A 21,156-nucleotide genomic window follows, 5' to 3' on the forward strand; every position below is an offset into this window, starting at 1 on the left:
TCGTCCTTCACCACAACGAGAAGAATGGGAAGAAGACGCTCCGGCGTCGCCGGATGAGGCACCTGGGCCATGTACGCGCCGTGAACTACGGTGTCGAGGACCCGCCGTCGAGCTCACCGCCGCCCCCGCCCCGGTCGCGCGCCGCAGATCCGGCCGACGCCGCACCACAGATCCACCTCAGTGGGGACCGGCCACGGGCCAGGGTCCGGGCGCCACGCCGGTGCGGGCACCAGCCCCGGCGCGACCGGCGCCATTCCGATGCAGAACGCCTCAAGCTCGGCGGGGCTACGGATGCCCGGCGGGCCGGGTGCGGTGTCGGCGCACATGCGGCCCAGCGCGACCAGGCGGCGGTCATGCTCGGCCATCAGGTGACAGAACGCGATATAGCTACCGGTCGGCAGACCGGCCCGGAAGGCGGCCATGGCCGCAACGGCCTGGGGATCGCCGTGGACGTCCAGGCTGTTGATCAGCAGCACGGCCACCGGCCGACCGAAATCCAAGGTCGCGGCGGCGCCCTCCAGCACCGCGCGGGGATCGTCCAGCCCCGCCTGCACGAACCCGCAGCCGCCAGTGGGCTCACTACCGAACAAGGCTGCGGCGTAAGCCATCACCAGCTCGTCGGCGTCGGCGTACACCACACGGGCGCTCGGATTGATCAACTGGGCGAGGGTGTGGACCTCGTCGTGCATCGGCATGTCGACGCCGGCCACCAGGAACTGGTCGATGCCATACTCGCCGGCCAGGGCCCGCACCACCCGGCTGCGGAACGCCAGCCGGTGCCGTGCGATCGAGGTGATCTGCGGGAACTGCTCCTTGACCTCGTCACCGAGAACACGATCGGCGAGGTTGTAGTCCTTCCCGCCGCCCCACAACGCCCACAGCCGCGCTATCGCAGGCCGGGAGGGGTCGTAGACGCTCAGGTCACGCTCGGCGGCGCGCCAATCGAACGCCATGTCTCCGCCGCTCACCGGGCACCACCCGGCATGTGGCCCTGCCCCTGCTGGCGGCCGGGGAGCACGGCGGCCATCCCGACGACGCGAACCGTCTCATACAGCTCACCTCGATAACTGCCGTCGACGGACCAGAGCTGCACGTCGACCAAGCCGGGTGGAGTGACGATGTCCCACCCGAGCGCGAGCGCCCGGATCTCACCCTCGCTGCGGAAGTTGATCGGGCTGGACGCCCCCTCGTACGCCTTGGTCATCCCGCCGACGCGGTCCTCGCTGGTGTCGGTCGAGGTGGCGTGGGAGAGCACGACGACGCTCCCCGGCGCCAGGCGTTCCCGCAGCCCGTCCATGACGGCGGTGGCGTCACCGATGAAATGGAGGACGGCCGCCAAGACCACGACCATCGGCCGGTTCGTGTCGATGAGACCGGCGGCGGGATGGTCGAAGATGCCGTCGAGGTCGGTGACGTCGCCGTGCAGGACACCGCCGTATCCGGGGCGGCATGCCCGCGCGTGGGCCAGCACAACCTCGTCGTGGTCGAACGCGACAACCCTTGCACCAGGGGCGACGTTGTGGACGCAGGTCTCCACCGAGGGGATGGGGACACCGTGGGAGATCCCGACTCCGATGTCGACCACCCGCTTGATCCCGTGGGCAGCGACGGCCCATGAGGCCGCACGGCCAGCGAACCGCAAGTTCTCCCGCGCAACCGCAGGCGCGTCCGGCGCCGACCGGATGATCTCCTCGGCCGCCTCCCGGTCTGCCTCGTAATTGTCCTTGCCGCCGAGCAGGTAGTTGTAGATGCGGGCGGTGGAAGCCCGGCCCCGGTCCCGGTTGAGGCCGTTGTCTGCGGTCACGACGTCGCCTCCGCCAGCTTGGCGCGCAGCCCCGCGGCGCTGTCGGCGTCGACCATGTTCGGCTGGTCGAACGCTTCCCTAGGCACCGGGAAGCGCTGGCCCCACCAACGGCCATCGGCGGAACAGATGATGTTCCAGCCGGGGAACTCTCTCTTCAGCTCAACTTTGGCCTCGGCGTGGGCGTGAGTCGTAGTGGTCATCATGGTCTTCCTGGGGGAAATCGGGACTGAATGTGGCGGTGGAGATCCCGGCGTGGGTCGCTCTTCCCACCACTGCGGTGAGGGCGAGGCTGCGCGGCCCATAAGCGGCCAGCGTTCGGGGTTGCGCCGCTGGGATGCGCGGCCTGCACCCGCACTTACGATCCGGTTTTCGGGAAGGGCGGCGAGTACGAGGCGGGGATCCTGCAGTCTCGCCGTCACGGGGCTGAGATCCGTCATGACAGCGCGCCCAGCCGACCCCTCACCCTGCTGGCTTCACGAGTGAGCGGTTCTTCGAACGTCAAGACCTGCAGCACCCGCTTGGCGGCGTCGTCGACGGCGTCAGCGAGGGCAAGTCGGTCTCCGTGATCCCAGATGAACCAGTCCCTGTCTCGATCGGTCACGACGAGGATCGATCCGGACAGCAGTTCCCAGCCGCGGCCGTCACGCATGCTGGTGTTCCGCAGCGACAATCGTGGAGGGATGTCCTCGAAGAGCCTGTCGACTCGCAGGTTCTCCACCCCGGTCACCTTTTCGGCCAGAGCACGCAGGTGCCAGATCGCTTCGTTCGATGCGGCGGACACTGTGGGGCCTCCTGGGTTTGCGGCTGGGAACATCAGCTAGCCAGCCGCCGGGGGTGGCCGACAATCACCAGATGGACACCAAGCGCCGCGGCCAGGTGGTGCCACATTGGCAACAAGGCTCGCTGGCGGTCGGGCGCAGCACCTTCTACCTTTGAGAAAGGACATAATGATCACCGGCCGGGAAGGGCTCCGCATGCCCGAGCAGCTGCCAGAGCAGAAGCTCTGCCCCGCGTGCCGTTCCACGCTGCTGTCCCGGTACAACAAGGAAGCCGTCTGCGGCCTGTGCCAAAGAGATTCACGTCGTTCTGCCGCTGCTACGCCGCTATGGCTATGGGACTCCCTGCCGATGCGCCACGCGTTGGCCGAGCTGAACTTCAGCGGCGTTCTCGCGCTCTTGCGCTCGGCCACCGGCCTCACACAGCAGCAGCTTGCTGACCTGGTGCCGGGGTGGACCAAGACCAAGGTGACGCGGGCCGAGTCTGGTGAGCGGGCCACGCTCTACGACATCCGGGAATTACTGGCCTTGGCCGACGCGGTGTGCATGCCGCGCGAGGCCTTGCTCCCGCTCATCATTGGTAGAACCGAAACAACCCCGGGTCTCTGTGATCATCCGAAAGGGGGGGAAATGGATCGTCGCGTCTTCAATGCGGGGCTCATAGCGTTGACCTCGTCAGCGCTGCTACCGGAGGGCTTCCCTCCCCCCGAGCGCATCAGTCTCTCTCATGTGCGCTACCTGCAAACTTGTGTCGATGAACTGTGGGAGCGCGATTGGGCCGTTGGCGGCGCCAACCTCATCAGGGACTCGATTCAGCTGTTCGGCCGCACCAAGTCGATGCTGGATGAAAGCGACTACAGCGACCGCATTGGCCGGGATCTACTCCGAGCGGCTGCGGACCTGGCCAACTGCACGAGTTTCCTTGCCTTTGACGCCGGCGAACTCGCCCTCGCCCGCCGGTTCTCACAAGAGGCCGCGATGCTCGCAGACAGCGGCGAGGACCCGGTACTTCGCGCCCACATTTACGCGACCATGGCGATGCAGTCGACGGCCCTGGCCCGCATCAGCGGGCAGCGTGGCCCCGCACGTGAGGCCATGCGAGCCCTGCGTGTCGCGGCCCAGGCCGCCAAACACCAGCCATCCCCCAAGCTTCACGCGCTGATCGCCATGAGATCCGCGCCGGTCAGTGCTCTGCTCGGCGACCCGGCGGCGGCGCGAACGTCGATCGTCGAAGCGCACCGCGAACTGGACCGTGGCGACCATCCCGAGGACCGGCAGGCTCTCGGATTCGTCGACCGATCCGAAGTGCGCGGCCATGAGGCCCGCGTCGCGGCTCTCCTTGGGGACAAGGCCACTGCGGCAGGCATTCTGCAACGCGTCCTCGAAGACAAGTCACTCGCCCCCCGCAACCGCGTCTACTACCAGGCGACTCTCGCCGAGACATGGCTCGCCGACGGCCACGTGACCTCGGCTTTGGACGCCGGCCAGCAGGCCCTCGGCGACCTGGATTTGGTCGGGTCGGTACGCACCCTCAAAACGCTGCAACCGCTCACGCAGCACGACCCCGCGTTCCATGACCGCTACCGCGTCGTTGCCGACGGCCTTTCCACGAAAGTGACGTCTCTTCCATGACTGATGATCTTGAGTTCCGCCGATACGACGCCGAGCAGGCCCGGGCCATCCGCACCACCGTCGAAATGGTGTACCGCGACGCCTACAGCACCGCTATCGCCAGCGGAGACCCCTTCGACTCGCCCGAACAGTTCATGACACGATTCGACGCCTACACCGGCTCGGGTAGGGGCTTCGACATGGTGGTCGCCTACCTGGACGGTGAGCCGGTCGGACAGACGTGGGGATGGCCCCTAGGGTCGAGCACGGCGTGGTGGAGGGGACTGGTCTCCGAGCCAGAACCGGGATTCACCGAGGAAGACGGCACCAGGACATTCGCCCTGTCGGAGATCATGGTGCGACGCCATCGGACCGGTCGTGGTTTCGCCCACGCTCTCCATGACGCCCTGCTCGGAGATAGGACCGAGGTCCGCGCGACGCTGCTGGTCGAGACCGATAACGAGACCGCGTACCGCGCCTATACCGCATGGGGCTGGCACCGCGTCGCCCAGTTGCGCCCCGGCTGGCCGGACGCCCCCATGTTCGACGTCCTAATGCTGCCGCTGCCACTCAAGCCAACACGCTAACGATTCCCCACCCCCTCTGGAGGACGCGATGTCAACCAACCGTCCCGGACGCGCTGGGCCACCTGCTCGGCCAACTGCATCGCGTCGGCGGGGATCAGATCGCGGGCACCGCTGAACTGATCACTGCGCTGACGCTGATCCACGACGGGCTGCAGGGACATAACCGCGGACGGAACTGCAGGGCGTCAGCGGTGCGGCGCTCCGGGACCTTTCGCTGCGCCACTTGCGGATGGGCGATGAAGATCGAGCCCGCATGTATGCGGCCGAAGCTCGCCCCGACATCACCGACGCGGCGGAGGGGCGGTCCCGCGACTATCGGCGCAGCCAGGTCCTCGATTTTGACGGACTCGCTGTCGCGAACTTCCTCATGGGGGAACCTGGAGAGGCGGCCGCGGCGCTGGATCGGGCGCTGGATCTTGCCGTGCCGGTCACCTCGGCGCGAGCGCAGCATAACCTTCACCGCACGATCCGCCTCGGGCGGGCCCGCTATGGCGGTCTGCCAGCAGTTCAGGAGTTGCGTGATCGTGTGCGCACCGATCTGTCTCACGAGTTGGAGTAAGTATGCAGTGGACGGTCCGATCCGATCGGTCGCTGTACAGCGACCAGTGGCTTGATCTGCGCTTGGCCGATGTTGAGCTGCCGGACGGACGTCACCTCGATCACCGGCTGATTCGCATGGCGCCTTCTGCGGGCGCTCTGGTGGTAGACGACCGTGACCGGGTGCTGCTGATCTGGCGGCACCGGTTCATCACCGACCGGTGGGGCTGGGAGATCCCGATGGGCGGCATTGCCGACGGGGAGGCCCCAGTCGAGGCGGCGGCCCGCGAAGTCGAGGAGGAGACCGGGTGGCGGCCGCACCAGTTGCGGCCCTTGGCGTACCTACAGCCGACCAGCGGGATCTTGGACGCTGCGCACCACGTCTTCGTTGCGGACGGCGCGACTCGGGTCGGTGACCCCGCCGACGGGTTCGAGTCCGCGCGGATCGCGTGGATCCCCTTGGAAGACGCGTCGGGCCTGATCGACAAGGGGGAAATCGTCTCCTCCACCACCGCGACCGGGATGCTCTACCTGCTCTGCGCGAAGCGGCGCCGCTGAGAGCACGCACCACCATGACGCAGGGCAGGTCGTCGATCGTGACCGCCCACGAGGCCAAACCGGTTCAGACATTTCGGTCGGATAGAGCGGATGCGTCCGTGAGTGGGCAAGCCTGCTGACGCACGCCTTCTTGACCCAACGGAAGGAGGGTTTCGGCGGTATCGGCAAGGCGACGCTCACCGACACCGCCGAAGAGACCGCACCACAGGTCGTCCACCGGAGGCGAGGACCGCGAGGGCCAGGCGCACCTGTCAGCCGACCGCCCGCCGAAGTACGCCGCCGGGAGGGCAGGACCGGGGCGTAACGATGGCTGCCTCGGCCAGGCAAGGCAGAGGAATCCTTGAGCGTCCGTTGCCCTATGGAAGGGGGAACTCGCCGATGCGGCCATGGAACTCCCCACCTAGTTGATCGGTATCGCTGCCCACCAAGAGCCCGTCGGGGGTGGCGACAAGCGCCCCGGCACCTTGCCCGAGAGTGCGAGTGGGATTCCAGGGGATGTCGGCGGACTTGCCGGTGGTGGGGTCGATGGCTGCGATGCCTTGCCGCTCAACGGCTCCCGGGCCAGCGCTGTTGTAACCGTAGGGGTTGTCCATCCAGCGTTGGTGGCCGCCGACATAGATTGCAGCGCCGGTAACCGAGACCGACAGGAGGGTGTCTCCGCCGGTGTAGTTGATCCAGGTCGGCTCCTGATGCCGTCCGGTACGGTCCGTCTCCCAGCGCGCTGCACTATCACACATCGCTACGGTTGCGAAGCCGGCACCGCCTGCCGTCACGACGACGAAGTACGACCCGTCGGGGGAGAAGTCCATGCCTCGCATATACGTGTCGTACTCTTCGAGGCAGGAGTTACCGTACTTGTGGGTCTCCCAGGTGGACAGCGTTACCGTCTGCCCTAGGTCGATCATGGCGATCTGATATCGGTTCTCGCAGTTGACCTTTGTGAATGTGCCGTTGATTACGAGCTTGGTCCCTGCCGGATTCACCGCCATGCCTTTTACCAACAATTCACCGCGCCGCGCTTCCGAGAGGGTAATATCGAAGGCAGGGTCGACAGCCCCTGTTGCGGAGTCGAGCCTGGCCAGCACGTGGCGTTCAACCCCGGTCACCGGGTCGCTTACCGTGTCGAACCGTCCACCGATGTACAGGTGCTGCCCCCGCCGAACTATCGCGTTAATAGTTCCCCAGTTGACCTGGGCTCGGGTGAAGTCCGGGTGCAGACTCCCGTCCGCAACGTTGACCCGGGCAAGTCTCTTCGCGACCTGCCCGCTCACAGTGTTGAAGAGGCCGCCCACGTAGACAGTCCCGTCCTCACCAGTTTCCAGTGAAGCTACGGCACCATCAATCTGAGGCGCGAAACCTTCCTCAATAAGTCCCGTGGCCCGGTCGTAGGCGAAGATGTTGACACGTTCAATTGCTGGACTTCCGGCGGCGGAATTCTGAACTTGCGTGAACTCTCCGCCCACTATCACCTTTTCTCCTGCAATGGTGATGGCGTTAACCACCCCGTCGAGAACGTGCGGCGTCAAATCGACAGGATCTTCAGAAACGACCGTCGAATGCTGAGTGTCCGCCATGACAGGGGAGCGTACCTCCGTGCACCAACGCGATGCCTCGCGGTCCTCTTGGATCGGTGAGGCGTTCACGTTTCACCCGCCGACCTGCGGCCAGCGAATGACGTGGCTGTGTCCGGTCGGCGCCTGGAGCGCGTCGCGAGCACCGTGGAGGGCGCGGCCTTCGGCGGTCAGACGATCCCGGCTGTCGAAGGCGTCGGCGAGGGCTTCCGCGATCGAGAACAGGTCTGGGGCCTGCGGCAGCCGCCACCACAGCAGCGTGGCGTACAGGTCGGCCCTGGCAGCCGCGGCGCGACGCGACATCCAGGGGGCCAAAGCCGCGGCCCGGCCCCATCCCCGTTGAGTTGCAGGTAGCTGGTGTCGCTGCGCTTGGATGGGGACGATGCCCTCGTCGTCTTCGTCCAGCGCGCAAGCCGCCCGGCAGCGGCTGGCCGATCAGCTCCGCGAACTCCGCACGACCGCGGGGATCACCGGTGTGGAGTTCGCGCGCAGGGCCGGATGGCGGAACTCGACGAACATCTCCAAGATCGAGCGGGCCGTCCGCCCGGCGTCGGCCGAGCATGTGCGGCTGTGGTGCCGGATTTGTGGAGCTTCTGAGCAGCGCACACGCGAGCTGCTGGCCGAGCAGGCCAGCGTCGAGCGGATGTGGCTTACCTACCGGCAGCTCAACCGCGGGGGCCTCAAGGGCGCCCAGGAATCTGTTCGAGACAGGTATGAGCGCGTCAGGCTCATGCGCACCTACTGCACCCATGTGATCCCGGGGCTGCTGCAAACCAGGGCCTATACCGCTGCGGCGCTGGAGTCGGTGCGCATCGAGCAGCACGTCGAGGTGGACGATGTCGCCGAGGCAGTGGACGAGCGCATGGATCGGCAACGTGTGCTGCGGCGTCCCGACGCACGGTTCGTGTTCCTGCTGGAGGAGCAGGTCCTTCATCACCGTGTCGCCCCTGCCCATGTGCACGCAGACCAACTGTCGCATCTGCTGATGATGGCTCGGCTGCCGTCGGTGTCGCTCGGGATCATTCCCTTGGACGCCGACCGTTCCCATGCCGGACATCGTGTGTGGCCGGAGCACACCTTCGTCATCAGCAACACCGAGCTGGTCACGGTGGAGTTGGTATCGGGATTCTTGTCGGTGTCCCAGCCGGCCGAGATCGCCGATTATGTGGCGGCCTGGGAGCGTCTTTTCGGTCTGGCCGTTCATGGTGAGAAAGCCAGACAAATCATCACCAGCGCCCGCGGGCGACTTGACGCATGAGCCAGTTCGGGGTCAGGTTCGGCAAGGACCCCGAGCATTTCTCGACTTGCCTGTTCGAAGCTGTACGGAGGACCGTGATGGCGTTTGATCTGGTCGGTGAAGACCCTGACTCGCCAGAGGGCCGGTGCCCCGCGGTGTACGTCGATCCCGATACCGGTGACTTCTACTTTCAGGGTCTGCTCATCACCGATCCGCTGCTGATCGCCGAGATCGCCAGGCACAGCAACCTGCACTCAGACGAGGCGGTGGTCCGGTTGCCCGCCCGCATGGCGTCGATCATCGCCGAGGCCGCCGCCGGCACTTACGAGCCCGGACGTCTCGGGCATGGCCCGGCGGACAGCACCGAGGTGCTCCAGGCTGCCAAACACACCGCACTGCATCTGGAGATGCGTGATACCTACGACCCCTCCCACCCCGCCTACCAGGACTTCGTGTCGGGCGGCTCGGGCTCGTACGAGATGAAGAACTGGCGGAAGATCGTCCAGGACGCGGTCGGGCGGGGTGTGACGATCCGCCGCGCCCGCGTGGTGTCCGAGCCCCCGTCGGACTACATCCGGTGGGAGCACATGCTCACCTCTCAGAACGTCGCGGCAGGAGAGAACGTGCGATGGCTGCCGCGTGATCGGGCGTGGGACCTGATGCTGCCCGGCGCGGACTTCTGGCTCTTCGACCACAAGCTGGTGATGTTCAACTTCTGCTCCGGGGACGGGACCGAGATCCCCGAGGAGAAGAGCAGCAACGATCCGGACGTGGTGGCGCGTTGCCTGGCCGCATTCGAGCGGGTGTGGGAGCGCGCGACCCCGCACGAGCAGTACCAACTCCCGAGCCGCAACTGACTGAATGGGGTTCTTGACCCATCACCGTGTGGTGAGGGGCCAAAGAACGCCAAATCTCTTTCCCGCGACGACTCCGGAGCGTCAAGGTCATTGGTGCAACCACTCCCTACCTGAGGGGGCCGCCCATGACTTGGTCCCGCCGGAACCGGCGTCGTGAGGTGCCTCGGCGTCTTCTGCGGCCGATCATGTCCGCAAGCCGGTTCGCCGGTTCCGGATGTGCTTCCCGGTGAGCATCTCCAGTTCATGTCAGGCTTCCCAGCGGGCATCAGGTCCGTCCATTCGGGCGGGCTCGGATGCAGGGGCGGGGCTGCTTTGCCAATGGCTATCGACCAACGGGGGAAGCACGTGATCCAGGCGGCGGACATGACCGACGACTCCAGTCCGGCAGCACGGCTGCGCCACGAGTTGGCCGACGCGCTGCTCGCCCGGGGTCAGATCGTCTCACCAGCCGTCGACAAAGCGTTCCGGACGGTCCCGCGGGAGATGTTCGTTCCCGACGGCACGCCTCTGGACGCGGTCTACAGCGTCGACAACCCGCTGATCACCAAGACCGACGAGCACGGCGCGCACATCTCCTCAGTCAGCGCGGTCTACATCCAGGTCCGCATGATCGAAATGGCTGAACTCGCACCTGGTATGACGGTGCTGGAGATCGGATCAGGCGGCTATAACGCCGCGCTGTTGGCCGAAGTCGTCGGACCGGGCGGGCATGTCGTCAGCGTCGACATCGACGCCGAGATCACCGAGCAGGCCCGTAACTCGCTGGCTAGAACCGGATACGGCGAGCGGGTCACAGTCGTGCAGGCCGACGCTCAACACCCCCTCTCGGGCTTCAGCCAGTTCGACCGGATCCTCGTCACGGTCGGCGCCTGGGATGTTCCTCCGGCCTGGCTGGATCAGCTCGCCGCCGACGGCGTCCTGGTGGTGCCGTTGCGGATGAACGGCGTCACCCGGACGATCGCCTTCCGCCGCTGCGGCGGCCACCTGGCGAGCGTCGACGTCGAGGTGGCCGGGTTCGTCCCGATGAGGGGCGCGGGAGCCCATGCCGAGCGGACGTTCCTGTTGCCGGACCGGCATGGCAAGCACATCAAGCTGCAATTCGATTCCGAGCCTCCCGAGCCGATCACCGCGCTCGATGGGGTGCTGGCGACCGAGCCGGTCTCGGTGTGGTCTGGTGTCACCATCGCCAACGGTGTCTCGTTCGCCGGCCTGCACCTGTGGCTGGCGGCCTTCCTGCCCGGCTTCTGCCGTGTCGGTGCCGACCCGGATACCGACCTGGCGTCGCGGCTCGGCAAGACGTGGTTCCCGTTCGGAGTTGTGCGCGACGACTCCTTCGCCTACGTGGCGGTGCGGCCCGCGATGGATGGCGGCGGGGTCGAGTTCGGCGCGACTGCCTACGGTCCTCACGGTCAGGCTGCGGCCACCGCGCTCACCGAGCAGGTCCGGGCATGGGACCACCACGGCCGCTCCAGTGAGCCTGCGTTTGGGTTCTGGCCGGCCGGCAGCCGCCCTGCCCCTCCTCCCGGTCGTTCCGCTGTCCTCAGCAAGCGCCATGGCGCCGTCTCGATCTCCTGGCCTCAGGCGGACTGAACACCGCGTGGTGAGCCGGGAAGCACCACCCCCTTGTCCGTCCCGTACATGAGGAGGAGCCGATGGCCCCACATCTGACCCTGGACGCCACCGAACTGCTCGAGACCCCCGCCAGCGTCAGCGAGGACGAGTTCGTGCTGGACATGCGGGTGGTGGAGACCACCACGCCACTGGTGACCATGATGTGCTCCACCAGCGACGGCTGCGGTAGCACGTGCAGCACCAGCGCCTGCAGCACCAGCTCCAACGACCCGGCCTGAAACCGCTGACCGTCCCGCCGGGCGGCGTCCATCACGCAGGCGCCGCCCGGCAGCAGGACGAGGGGCGCAGAAGGGATGTGCCATGGCCGCTCCCCGACGTTTCCGGCACACCGGGCTGGTGCTGGTGCGCGCGACAACATGCCCCGGGGGCGTAACCCCGCCGAGCGACCTTGAACCGGCCGACCCCGTGGCGTTGCGCAGAGATGGGCGGGCATGGTTAGAGGGAGTCTGGACCCGCGCCGACGTACGCGAGGCCGTGGAACTGGCCAGCCCGGCCCTGGCAGCGCAGATCGACCGCGTCCGCGTCCTGGCCGACCATGTTTCCGAGCGCCGGCTTCGGCGGACGGTGACGTCCATGGCGTCCTACATGCTGCGGTGGGAGGGGCGCGCCACCCCGTTCGGGCTGTTCGCCGGAGTCACCACCGCAGCCATCGGCCCGGCGGCCGCGAAGATCGGCGCCGCTCACCAGCCGGTGATCCGCGCCGACGCCGAATGGGTCACCGGCCTGATCGAGCGACTCGAGAGAAACCGGGCCCTGCGAGGACAGCTGGCGGTGGTGACCGACAACGCCGGATTCGTCCGTGACGGCCGCTTCATCGTCTCCAGGCGCGCCGAGTTGGGCGCACGCTCACCGGGCCCGCTTCGAGAGGCGTCGGTGCGTCTCACCACGCCCATCGAGTACGCCCTCGAACAGGCCTCGACGCCGATCAAGTTGAACGCCTTGGCCGAGCGTCTGTCCCTCCGGTACCCGGCGGTCGCCGCCGACCGGATTCAGCGGATGCTTCATGGCCTGATCGACGGCGGCTTCCTCATCACCGGCCTGCGTCCTCCATCGACGGCCCTGGACCCACTGGAACACCTCGTACAAACGCTCCGAACCGTAGGCTGGGACGAGCCCGAGGACCGGAAACTCGACGAGGTCAGCGCGTTCCAGGATCAGCTCGCAGCGATCAGCACAGAGATCGCGCAGCACAACACCACAACCGGCGAGTCCCAGACGACCCCGCTCCGCACCATGATCACCAGCAGGATGCGTGCCCTGGGGCCCGGCACCGACCATGTGCTGGCGGCGGACCTGCGGCTCGACGCCCACATCGCCCTCCCCCAGCTCGTCTTGGAGGAGGCTGAGCGCGCGGCTGACGTCCTTCTCAGAGTCTCCGCTCAGCCGTTCGGCACGGCTGCGTGGATGGACTACCACTCTCGATTCCGTGCCCGCTACGGCCTCGGCGCGCTGGTCCCGGTGCGGGAGCTGCTCGCCGACTCAGGGCTGGGCTATCCGCACGGATATCTGGGAGCACCCCGCGCCAGGCCGGCATGGCGGATGCTTACCGAACGCGACACCGTCCTGCTGTCGCTGATCCAGGGGGCTGCCATGGACGGGGCAGAGGAGATCACGCTGACGGAGGCCGACGTCCGTTCACTGACGGTGGGCGAGCACGCCGACGCGGTCGTGCCGCGACGTGTCGAGCTCGGGATCGCCTTGCATGCCGCCTCGGCGGAGGCGATCGATCGCGGCGATTTCGAACTGCGAGTGGTGGCCGCACCGCGCGCCCACACCAGCATGGTCGGCAGGTTCGCTCATCTGCTGGACGAGCCCGACCGTGCGCGTCTCGCCGAAAGCTACGCCGACGACGATGCGATCGTCGCGCTGTTGTCCTTTCCGCCGCGGCGTCCGCACAACGACAACGTCATACGGGTCGCCCCACACCACGGGACGGCCCTGCTGCCGCTCTCCGAGCACGTCGACACCGCAGCTTCCGGCCAACGCGTGATCAGGCTGGCGGACCTCGCGGTCACTGCCGACTCCAACCGCATGTACCTGGTGCAGCGCTCCACGGGTCGGCGGGTGATCGCGCACGTCCCGCATGCGCTGGACACCATGGCGCAGACCCCGCCGCTGGCACGGTTTCTCGCCGAGGTCGCTGACGCTCGCAGCGCCGTGTTCGGCCCGTTCGAACTGGGGGCCGCCCGTTCGTTGCCGTACGTGCCCCGCATTCGATACCGGCGCACGGTGTTGTCCGGGGCACGTTGGCTCCTCACCAGCGACCACGTGACCGGCACCGGCGACGAATGGGAGGCGGGGCTGTGGCGATGGCGGAACAGTTGGCGGGTGCCCGCTCGCGTCGTCGCGTGTCAAGGGGAACTGCGCCTGCCTCTCAGCCTGAACAGACCATTAGATCGTCACTTGCTACGCACCAGGCTGGAGCACGCCGAACACATCGAACTTCGTGAAGACACACCGCCGGACGCCGTGGGCTGGATAGGTCGCCCGACCGAGCTGGTGATCCCCATGGTCGCCGTCTCCCCGCCCCGGCCCCTGCCAGTCACAGCGTCCCCCGGGCTCGTCCATCAGCCAGGCGACGCCGAACTCTTGCGGGCGCACCTGGTGGGCAACCCGGCGCGCTTCGACGCCGTCCTCACCCACCACCTGCCCGCCTTCGCCGAACAACTCGGCGGGACCATCCGACGATGGTGGATTCGTCGACACCGCGACCTGATCCGACTTGAAGCCGACCAGTACCTGGTGCTGCTGTTCCGGCTCACCGACTCCTCCCTGTTCGGGACGGTGGCCGCACGGCTGGCCACCTTCGCCGCCGACCTCCGCGGGCGCAGCCTGATACGGCAGTTGTCGCTCAACCCGGCCGCCGAGCACCCTGGCCGCTACGGGCACGGCCCGGCCATGCAAGCCGCCGAGGACACATTCGCCGCCGACACCGCCGCCTCCATCGCCCAAATCACGCTGGCCGACTCCACCGGGACCTCGGGACAGGCCATCGCGGCGGCGTCCATGGCCCACCTTGCCGCGGCGTTTGCTCCCGACTCTCTGTCCGGTTATCGAACGCTGACCCGGTGCCTGGATCAAGGCGCCGGCCCCCTGGATCCCGAAACGCGAGGCCAAACGCTGCGCCTGGGCGACCCGGCAAGCGGCTTCGCCGCTCTACGTGCGCTACCCGGCGGTGACGCAGTCGCCACGGCATGGCAGGCCCGGTCTCGCGCCGCAGCGACCTACCACCGCGCCCTCACAGCTCAGCGTGATCCCGCAGAGGTGCTGAAGACGTTGCTGCACGAGCATCATGTCCGGGCACTCGGCGTTGACCCCGCCCATGAGGCGACCACCGGCCGACTGGCCCGGGCGGCCGCACTCCGTAACTTGGCCACCGCCCAAGCCTCGGGCGGTCCTCGGTGAGGTCACAACCGATCGCGCTCACCATCGACCAGGCCCAGCATCAATCCCTGGCCACCGGAACAGTCGGCGTCGCGATCGTTCACGTCGAACGCGCGCAGACCGGCCGTGGTGGCTGGGTCGACGCACACAGCCGGATCCAACGGGTAGCCAGCGACCCGATCGATGGAGGCGATCACGCGGGCTTGTACTACGGGGCTCCAGCCCTAGCGTTCCTGCTCGGCATCACCAGCACCGATGGCCAGCAACGGTATGCCGAACCTCTCACCGCCTTGGACCGCTACGTGACGCGCCTGGCCCACCGGCGCGTAACCACGGCCACGAAAAGGATCGACGCCGGTGAGCATGCTCGATTCGCCGAGTACGACCTCTTCCACGGGCTGGTCGGCATCGGAGCCCTGCTGCTGTCCCGTTGGCCTGGCAGCGACGACCTCGCCGAGGTGCTCGGCTATCTGACCCGGCTCACCCAACCCCGGCGACGCGACGGCGACGAACTGCCGGGGTGGTGGGTGCCGCATGCCCCCGACCCGACCTTGCCGACACCCGGTGGCCACGCCAACCTCGGCATGGCGCACGGAGCAGCGGGCATCCTCGCTCTTCTGGCCCTGGCCGCTCGTCACGGTTGCGTTGTCGACCAGCAGTACGACGCGATCCACCGGCTGACGGACTGGTTCGGCACTTGGCGGCAGGACTCACCCGACGGCCCGTGGTGGCCGCAATGGATCACCCGTTCCGAACTACGCACCGGCCGCCCCACCCATCAGGGTCCTGGGCGGCCTTCGTGGTGTTACGGCAGCACCGGTATCACGCGAGCGCTCCAACTGGCCGCCCTCGCCACCGGGGACCCCGCAGGTCAGAGAGCCGCCGAACAGGCGTTGCTGGCCTCCTTGACCAACCGCAACCTAGCCCGAATCACCAAACCCGGTGTCTGCCACGGCCTGGCCGGGATTTACCAGACCGTCTACCGCGCCGCCCACGACAGCACCGCCCCAGCTCTGCACCAGCGACTACCCGAACTGGCCAGCAGGCTCATCGGCGACACCACTCCGAAAGATGACCTCGGCTCCGGATTACTGACCGGACGCGCCGGAGTGAATCTGGTGCTGGAAACCATACGCAGCGCCAGGCCACCCCTCACCGGATGGGACAGATGCCTGCTGATCACCTGACCGAAGCCGAGCCCTCCCAACTCGCATCCGGCGTGCTCTCCGTCCTCGCGGGCGCAGACCTCCACGCCGCCGCCACCGCCCACGACCTAGACCCAGCCGAACTCTCCGAGGCCATCCAGATGTACATGGCCGCCGGATACGCAGCCCTGGAGCGCCGCACCGAACAACGCTGGCACCAGGTCCTCATCGAGTTTCCCGACTGGGAGCAGGCCGAGACAATCGCGGCTACTCGGCTCGGGCCACGCCTGAACGAACTCCAGACCCACGGCGCCATCGTCGGCTGGTGGTTCCTACGCAAACACCCCTGCTGGCGGCTACGACTACGTAGCCCTGTCACTCCGGACCACATATCGACCGACGGCCACAAGCAGCTCACCAGTACGCTCACCGAACTCACCGACGCCCGGGTGATCAAATGCTGGCGGACGTCGGTTTACGAGCCGGAGTACGCGGCGTTCGGCGGTTCCACAGCGCTGGGAATCATCCATGACCTGTTCTACGCCGACAGTCGAGGCGTCCTGGAATACGCGCGCGACGAGCTCCCAGACATCGGCCGACGCGAACTGTCGATCATCCTCCTCCACGCTCTGTTGCGCGGCGCAGGACTCGACTGGTTCGAAAGCGGCGACGTCTTCCACCGGGTCGCGCGCCTGCGCCCACCTCCGCCGAATCCCACGTCCTCCGACGCTCCAGGCGCCCTCGCTGACAGCGTCCGCACCCTCATCCTCGTCGCCGCCCAAACCACCGACCCGATATGCGCTCTGAACGGCCCAGCCGAATCCGCCACCGCCTGGCGGGATGCCTTCCACACGACGGGCCGACGACTCGGTGCCGCAGCCGCCGACGGCCGGCTCGATCGCGGACTGCGCGCCGTGCTCACCCACGTGGTGATCTTCCACTGGAACCGGCTCGGCCTCTCAGCAACAACTCAAGGCATCCTCGCGCGCGCTGCCGCCGCCGCATTCGTAAGTCCCGCCTGACATCGGTCTTCCTCTGAGAGGGACTCCCCACCATGGACCCGACGGCGCTGAAGACGGCCCTGCGATACTTCCCTCTCGTCGGCCGCCGGCATCCGGCGTGCCCGCCACTGCCCGAGCGCGTCCAAGAGATCACCGACCTCGCCCGCACCACAGAACGACAAGACGCCAAGGCGCTCCATGATGCCGCCCACGCGCTGAACAAGGCCGCGCTCCTGGCCAGCGACAACGGCCTCAATGGAGAAGCCCGACGGCTGTGCTGGCAGCACATCGACCTCTACCGCACAGCCGGGTGCCGACTCACCACATTGCAAGCCCGCTACATGCTCGAACCCGTCGTCAACCTGGCCCGTCTCCACATCCGCAACCGAGCCCCGCAATCCGCCCTACGGATCCTGGAAGCGGTACACCATGCTGTCTCCACCGGCACCGACCTAACGATCGACGACCGCGTCCTCCCGCTTGCTCATCTGACCGGAACCATCCAGGAACGAAACAAACTCCGCGAATGGGTGTGGCTGCAACTCCTCACCGACGGCACCCGCGCCCTGACCGCCTCGGGACGATGGAAGGACGCAGCCGCTCTGGCCGAGGCCCACCGCGGAATCGGCGCTCACCTGATGGAAGGACGACAGGCCGCAATCCTGGCGGCCAGCCTCAATAACACACCCGAAACAGCCCGCGAACTCCTCTGCACCAGTACTCCGACCGAACCCTGGGAACACCAGGTCGCATCCTGCCTCGCGGTGATCTGCAACCGCACCGACCACGCAGCCTCCCCCACGCTCGTCACCACGATGATCCGCACGTTCCGCGACAATCAACCGGTCGCCGGCTACGGCCTCTTCCGGGCCCGCCTCGGCCTCGCCGTCACCGCCCTCGCCTGCGTCGACGCCCAAGCCTCAGAGGGAGTTTTGTTAGGTTCTGTGCTGGTTCAGGGCGAATAGGCCGGGTTGGGGTTCGGTGAGGATGTCTCGGCCGACCAGGCGTTTGAGTTTGGCGCGCATGTTCTCGGTGTGGCGTGGCTGGTCGCCGATGTTCAGCGCGGCACATAGGTCCTTGGCGCGCAGGGCGCCGTCTGTGTGCGTGAAGACGGCGAGAATGTCCTGGTAGGAGGCCGGGAGCGGTGGCGCGCCAGCCTCCTGCTGGTCTTGCTGTTGTTGGCCGGTGATCTCCAGCAGGGTCTGCCGGGTGAGCTGGAGCCGGGACACCTCCTCCTCGGCTGCCTGCAACTGCACCGTCAGTTCGGTGATCTGTGCGCGTAGCCGGTCGGCTTGGGCGCCGGCGTCATTTTCGCGGTCGGCCAGGTGCCGCAGCAGCTCACCTGGCACCACCGGCCCGGCACCGGGTCGGCCGATCTCAACGCCGGTCACGCCGCCAGACCCGGCTGCGGGGTCGTCCGCCAGGACGGGGTGGCGGTCCCGGTCAGCCGGCGGGCCATCAGGCCGGTCATCGACCAGTAGACCATCGACTCTGCGCTGGCCGGCCGCCGCTCATAGTCGCGCACCAGACGGCGGTGCAGCATCAACGTCCCATAGGCCCGCTCGACGACCCACCGCTTCGGTAACGGCGCGAACCCGCGGGTGCCCGCAGTACGGGGCACGACCGCCACCTGAATGCCCAGGCCGGCGCCGTGTGCGGCGACGGCCTTCTTGAAGCCCGCGTCCACCCACGCCGTGGTGACCGACGGGTTGTCGATCGAGACCTTGTCCAGCAGGCCGATGCCGATCGCGTTGTCGTGCACGCTCGCGGCGGTCACCACCACCGCGATCACCAGCCCCAGCACATCGACCGCCAGGCCGCGCTTGCGGCCCCGGTCCTTCTTGCCCGCGTCCAGTCCTGTCGTCGAGGCAGGGGCGCTGACCGAGGCCCGCACGGTCTGGGTGTCCAGCACCACACCGCTGGGGTCCTCGTCCCGTCCGGCCTGCTCGCGGACCCGGCAGCGCAGCAGGTCATGGACGGTCTGGTCGGTGCCGTCGTCGCGCCAGGCGGCGAAGTAGTAGTACACCGCGGTGTGCGGCGGCAGGTCGTGCGGCAGGTACCGCCACTGGCAGCCGGTCCGCGCCTGATACAGGATCGCGTTGACGATCTCCCGCATCGCATACCGGCCCTGATGCCCGCTCACCGAGGGGTGCCGTCGTTTCCACGCCGTGATCACCGGCTCGATCAGCGCCCACTGCTTGTCGGAAAGGTCGCTGAGGTACGGCTTGCGCTCGCCCATGCCGCAAGTCCAACTCAACGAGGCCGAGCGTCAACCCCGTGTAACGAAGCCCTCACTCCGTCGACACGCCCATACACGGGCAACCCATCACAAAACTTCCTCTCAGAGCTGCTTGGACAAGTCGCAACTGAAGCGATCGACACAGGCGATGGATACGTCGCACGCGCCGTCCTGAACCACCGCCTTCCCCACGTAGACCTGCCCGCACCCCAACTTCGTGTCCTAGCCGACCTGGTCACCGCCAGCGGCCTGGGCTCGGGGCCGCTACCGCCAGCGTTACGAACGGCCTTCTCCAAGGCCACCACGACCGCGGCGAAGGCACTGTCGACATCGCTCGTCGCCTCCGAAGATCCGTTGCCCTAATCAACACTCAAATGTCACAACAAGGGCATGCGTCCACATTGCTGGCCGCTTCGTTCAAGAGCGCATCACCCGGTTGCGAACCCTCCTAGGGGCGATGAGGACGCGAGGCCACCTCAAGAGAGGCAGGTCCCAGCATGTCGTTACGAACCCTCGTAGGGGCGATGAGGACGTGCCGGTCTGCTGCGCGCCGTCGATCTGGTGGACGGGTTGCGAACCCTCGTAGGGGCGATGAGGACTGTCCGCCAAGAGCCCGAAGTGCATGCCTAGGTGGGGGTTGCGAACCCTCGTAGGGGCGATGAGGACCGCGGGGGCCGCGTCCTTGCCAACCGGGGTCAGCACGTTGCGAACCCTCGTAGGGGCGATGAGGACCAAGGTCGACCTCACGCCGCCGGAACTCAATGTCAAGTTGCGAACCCTCGTAGGGGCGATGAGGACTGGCTGCTGCTGGCCGAGCCGCCCGCCGACCACCCGTTGCGAACCCTCGTAGGGGCGATGAGGACCGTCGCGGAGCTGGTCGAGGGCGAGGTCGTCGAGGAGTTGCGAACCCTCGTAGGGGCGATGAGGACCCCATGGTAAAGCCGCAGGTCACGTGGGGCTTGTGAGTGGCCGTGTTGGTCGATTCTTCAGCGATCCTCCGGTTCTGCAGTTGGGCCCGGGGTCCTGCTGAAATTGGGGCCTGACGGTTGCCAGATGTTCGCGACCCCGGATGAGCCGTAGAAGCACTGCAAGTACCCCTCATAGGGGCGATGAGGGTGGGGTTGCGGGATGCGTCCAGCAAGGAACCCAACCAGTTGCGACCACCTCGGCGATGCCCTTGGAGGGCGATTTCGCTCAGCATAGCCGCGAATGGGTCTAGGCCACATGCGGACAAGGGTCGTCGTGGTTAGTTTCGTTGCTATACCCATGTTTGGAAGTGGCTGACGTGTAGCGTCCGGGGTCTGACGAGAGCCGGAGAGGCTCACGATTGCAGGCGGGTCGGACAGAACCGTCCATCAGAAACGTACGGGGGCCAGGTCTTCGCCCGATCGGCGCTGGACGAGAAAGGACAGGGTGACGTGCGGCTACAGGTGACCTTTCATACGGGAGCTCGGGAATTGGCGTGGGATGAGGTGCTGGCTCCGGGCCGCGCCCTGGCCTATTCGCTGCTGGAGCGAGGCGCGCCCGAGTTGGGGCAGGTCCTGCACAAGTCGGGCTGGGGGGAGCACGGGTTGGTCCCATTCGGCTATGGGGCACCGGTCTTTCCGGCGGCGACGCGGCGTCGCGGTGTCTACGCCGCCGAAGGCCCGGGGATCTTGGAGTTCGGCAGTCCGCTGCTCGCCGTGGTGGAGGGATGGGCTGCCGCGTTGGCGTCTATTCCCGTGCTGGCGTGGGGTGCGACCGCGTTCATCGTCGACAAAGTCGAGCCGGTGGAGGCCCCGGCGTTCTCGTCGGGGAAGGCGGTGTTCCGGACGGTCACGCCGGTGGTGATGAAGGGGTCTGGCCGGGACGAGTCCGGGGCTCGCACACGCCGGCAGGCTTGGTGCCTTCCCGGCGAGCCTGAGTGGGACGCCTACGTGCAGCAGAACCTGCGGCGTAAGGCGATGACCATGGGGCTGGACCCTGAGGTCACGCTGGAGCACATCGGGTGGATCGGCCCGAAGCGTTCGTTCTCGGTGGGGAGTGGAGCCGTCGGGAAGAAGCCGGGGGCCTGCGTCGAGGTCATGTTGTCCGGGGCGCCGGAGACGCTTTCTGCCCTGCACTCGTGGGGGCTGGGTCAGGCGAACAGCACAGGGATGGGCTGGATCGGTGCCTGACTCCACATCGGACGTCGCACGAACAAGGCTGGTGGGGGGACCCCAGCGACACCCCGGAATA

The 21,156-nt window shown here is 67.2% G+C and carries 21 protein-coding genes and 1 CRISPR repeat array; of the genes, 13 read left to right on the forward strand and 8 right to left on the reverse strand.

The features are described from left to right. Window positions 1–113: 113 nt before the first annotated feature. The 4 genes from AB0C35_RS41425 to AB0C35_RS41440 all read right to left on the reverse strand — a co-directional run bounded on the left by AB0C35_RS41425 (window position 114) and on the right by AB0C35_RS41440 (window position 2,585). A complete protein-coding gene (locus AB0C35_RS41425; RefSeq protein WP_358468527.1) occupies window positions 114–968 on the reverse strand; it encodes an SAM-dependent methyltransferase in 855 nt (284 codons plus the stop codon). Continuing rightward, window positions 965–1,804, reverse strand: a complete 840-nt coding sequence (locus AB0C35_RS41430; protein WP_358468530.1) for an SAM-dependent methyltransferase — start codon at window positions 1,802–1,804, stop codon at window positions 965–967. Before AB0C35_RS41430 ends, AB0C35_RS41425 begins: the two co-directional genes overlap by 4 nt. Continuing rightward, window positions 1,801–2,004, reverse strand: a complete 204-nt coding sequence (locus AB0C35_RS41435; RefSeq protein WP_358468533.1) for a hypothetical protein — start codon at window positions 2,002–2,004, stop codon at window positions 1,801–1,803. Before AB0C35_RS41435 ends, AB0C35_RS41430 begins: the two co-directional genes overlap by 4 nt. 233 nt (window positions 2,005–2,237) lie before the next feature. Next, window positions 2,238–2,585 (reverse strand): hypothetical protein, encoded by a 348-nt coding sequence (locus AB0C35_RS41440; protein WP_358468536.1) that lies wholly within the window; start codon window positions 2,583–2,585, stop codon window positions 2,238–2,240. A gap of 193 nt (window positions 2,586–2,778) precedes the next feature. Between AB0C35_RS41440 and AB0C35_RS41445 the strand changes: the two genes are divergently transcribed. The 4 genes from AB0C35_RS41445 (at window position 2,779) to AB0C35_RS41460 (ending at window position 5,873) form a co-directional block, all read left to right on the forward strand. Next, window positions 2,779–4,212: a helix-turn-helix transcriptional regulator gene (locus AB0C35_RS41445; protein WP_358468539.1), complete on the forward strand. Its 1,434-nt coding sequence runs from the start codon at window positions 2,779–2,781 to the stop codon at window positions 4,210–4,212. Further along, window positions 4,209–4,778 (forward strand): GNAT family N-acetyltransferase, encoded by a 570-nt coding sequence (locus AB0C35_RS41450; protein ID WP_358468542.1) that lies wholly within the window; start codon window positions 4,209–4,211, stop codon window positions 4,776–4,778. The genes AB0C35_RS41445 and AB0C35_RS41450 overlap by 4 nt, the downstream gene beginning before the upstream one ends. 253 nt (window positions 4,779–5,031) lie before the next feature. Beyond that, complete coding sequence (locus AB0C35_RS41455; protein WP_358468545.1) at window positions 5,032–5,337, forward strand: hypothetical protein; 306 nt, start codon at window positions 5,032–5,034, stop codon at window positions 5,335–5,337. A 2-nt stretch (window positions 5,338–5,339) separates the two neighbouring features. Then, window positions 5,340–5,873, forward strand: a complete 534-nt coding sequence (locus AB0C35_RS41460; RefSeq protein WP_358468547.1) for an NUDIX hydrolase — start codon at window positions 5,340–5,342, stop codon at window positions 5,871–5,873. A gap of 356 nt (window positions 5,874–6,229) precedes the next feature. On the opposite strand, the gene AB0C35_RS41465 is transcribed toward AB0C35_RS41460, so the two are convergent. Then, a complete protein-coding gene (locus tag AB0C35_RS41465; RefSeq protein WP_358468549.1) occupies window positions 6,230–7,447 on the reverse strand; it encodes a delta-60 repeat domain-containing protein in 1,218 nt (405 codons plus the stop codon). Between the two features lie 72 nt (window positions 7,448–7,519). Next, window positions 7,520–7,747, reverse strand: a complete 228-nt coding sequence (locus tag AB0C35_RS41470; protein ID WP_358468551.1) for a hypothetical protein — start codon at window positions 7,745–7,747, stop codon at window positions 7,520–7,522. A 79-nt stretch (window positions 7,748–7,826) separates the two neighbouring features. Here AB0C35_RS41470 and AB0C35_RS41475 point away from each other — a divergent pair, with 79 nt between their 5' ends. The 8 genes from AB0C35_RS41475 (at window position 7,827) to AB0C35_RS41510 (ending at window position 17,665) form a co-directional block, all read left to right on the forward strand. Beyond that, window positions 7,827–8,702: a helix-turn-helix transcriptional regulator gene (locus AB0C35_RS41475; RefSeq protein ID WP_358468553.1), complete on the forward strand. Its 876-nt coding sequence runs from the start codon at window positions 7,827–7,829 to the stop codon at window positions 8,700–8,702. Window positions 8,703–8,779: 77 nt separating this feature from the next. Then, complete coding sequence (locus tag AB0C35_RS41480; RefSeq protein ID WP_358468555.1) at window positions 8,780–9,538, forward strand: DUF6879 family protein; 759 nt, start codon at window positions 8,780–8,782, stop codon at window positions 9,536–9,538. Window positions 9,539–9,901: 363 nt separating this feature from the next. Beyond that, window positions 9,902–11,128 carry a methyltransferase, FxLD system gene (gene fxlM, locus AB0C35_RS41485; RefSeq protein ID WP_358468556.1) on the forward strand — a complete coding sequence of 409 codons (1,227 nt, stop codon included), beginning with the start codon at window positions 9,902–9,904 and terminating at the stop codon, window positions 11,126–11,128. Between the two features lie 62 nt (window positions 11,129–11,190). Then, entirely contained in the window at window positions 11,191–11,388 is a 198-nt protein-coding gene (locus AB0C35_RS41490) for an FxLD family lanthipeptide (protein ID WP_358468558.1), read from the forward strand. A gap of 118 nt (window positions 11,389–11,506) precedes the next feature. Beyond that, window positions 11,507–14,575, forward strand: a complete 3,069-nt coding sequence (locus AB0C35_RS41495) for a lantibiotic dehydratase (protein ID WP_358468560.1) — start codon at window positions 11,507–11,509, stop codon at window positions 14,573–14,575. Next, window positions 14,572–15,741 carry a lanthionine synthetase C family protein gene (locus AB0C35_RS41500; protein WP_358468561.1) on the forward strand — a complete coding sequence of 390 codons (1,170 nt, stop codon included), beginning with the start codon at window positions 14,572–14,574 and terminating at the stop codon, window positions 15,739–15,741. Before AB0C35_RS41495 ends, AB0C35_RS41500 begins: the two co-directional genes overlap by 4 nt. Continuing rightward, a complete protein-coding gene (locus AB0C35_RS41505) occupies window positions 15,723–16,721 on the forward strand; it encodes a thiopeptide-type bacteriocin biosynthesis protein (RefSeq protein ID WP_358468564.1) in 999 nt (332 codons plus the stop codon). Before AB0C35_RS41500 ends, AB0C35_RS41505 begins: the two co-directional genes overlap by 19 nt. Window positions 16,722–16,753: 32 nt before the next feature. After that, window positions 16,754–17,665, forward strand: coding sequence for a hypothetical protein (locus AB0C35_RS41510; protein ID WP_358468566.1), 912 nt, complete (start codon window positions 16,754–16,756; stop codon window positions 17,663–17,665). Here the strand turns inward: AB0C35_RS41510 and AB0C35_RS41515 are convergent. Together AB0C35_RS41515 and AB0C35_RS41520 are read right to left on the reverse strand one after the other, a co-directional pair. Then, a complete protein-coding gene (locus tag AB0C35_RS41515) occupies window positions 17,636–18,091 on the reverse strand; it encodes a hypothetical protein (protein WP_358468568.1) in 456 nt (151 codons plus the stop codon). The two genes, AB0C35_RS41510 and AB0C35_RS41515, sit on opposite strands and share 30 nt — an antisense overlap. Continuing rightward, the gene (locus tag AB0C35_RS41520; RefSeq protein WP_358468570.1) at window positions 18,088–18,939 is read right to left on the reverse strand and encodes an IS5 family transposase; all 852 of its coding nucleotides are present in this window, start codon (window positions 18,937–18,939) and stop codon (window positions 18,088–18,090) included. The genes AB0C35_RS41515 and AB0C35_RS41520 overlap by 4 nt, the downstream gene beginning before the upstream one ends. A 435-nt stretch (window positions 18,940–19,374) precedes the next feature. After that, window positions 19,375–19,868: direct repeats of the CRISPR family, unit length 30 nt; unit sequence GTTGCGAACCCTCGTAGGGGCGATGAGGAC. A gap of 489 nt (window positions 19,869–20,357) precedes the next feature. Between AB0C35_RS41520 and AB0C35_RS41525 the strand changes: the two genes are divergently transcribed. Further along, window positions 20,358–21,095, forward strand: coding sequence for a CRISPR-associated endoribonuclease Cas6 (locus AB0C35_RS41525; RefSeq protein ID WP_358468573.1), 738 nt, complete (start codon window positions 20,358–20,360; stop codon window positions 21,093–21,095). The last annotated feature ends 61 nt before the right edge of the window (window positions 21,096–21,156 follow it).

The sequence above is a fragment of the Spirillospora sp. NPDC048819 genome, from assembly GCF_040650055.1.
Taxonomy (GTDB): domain Bacteria; phylum Actinomycetota; class Actinomycetes; order Streptosporangiales; family Streptosporangiaceae; genus Spirillospora.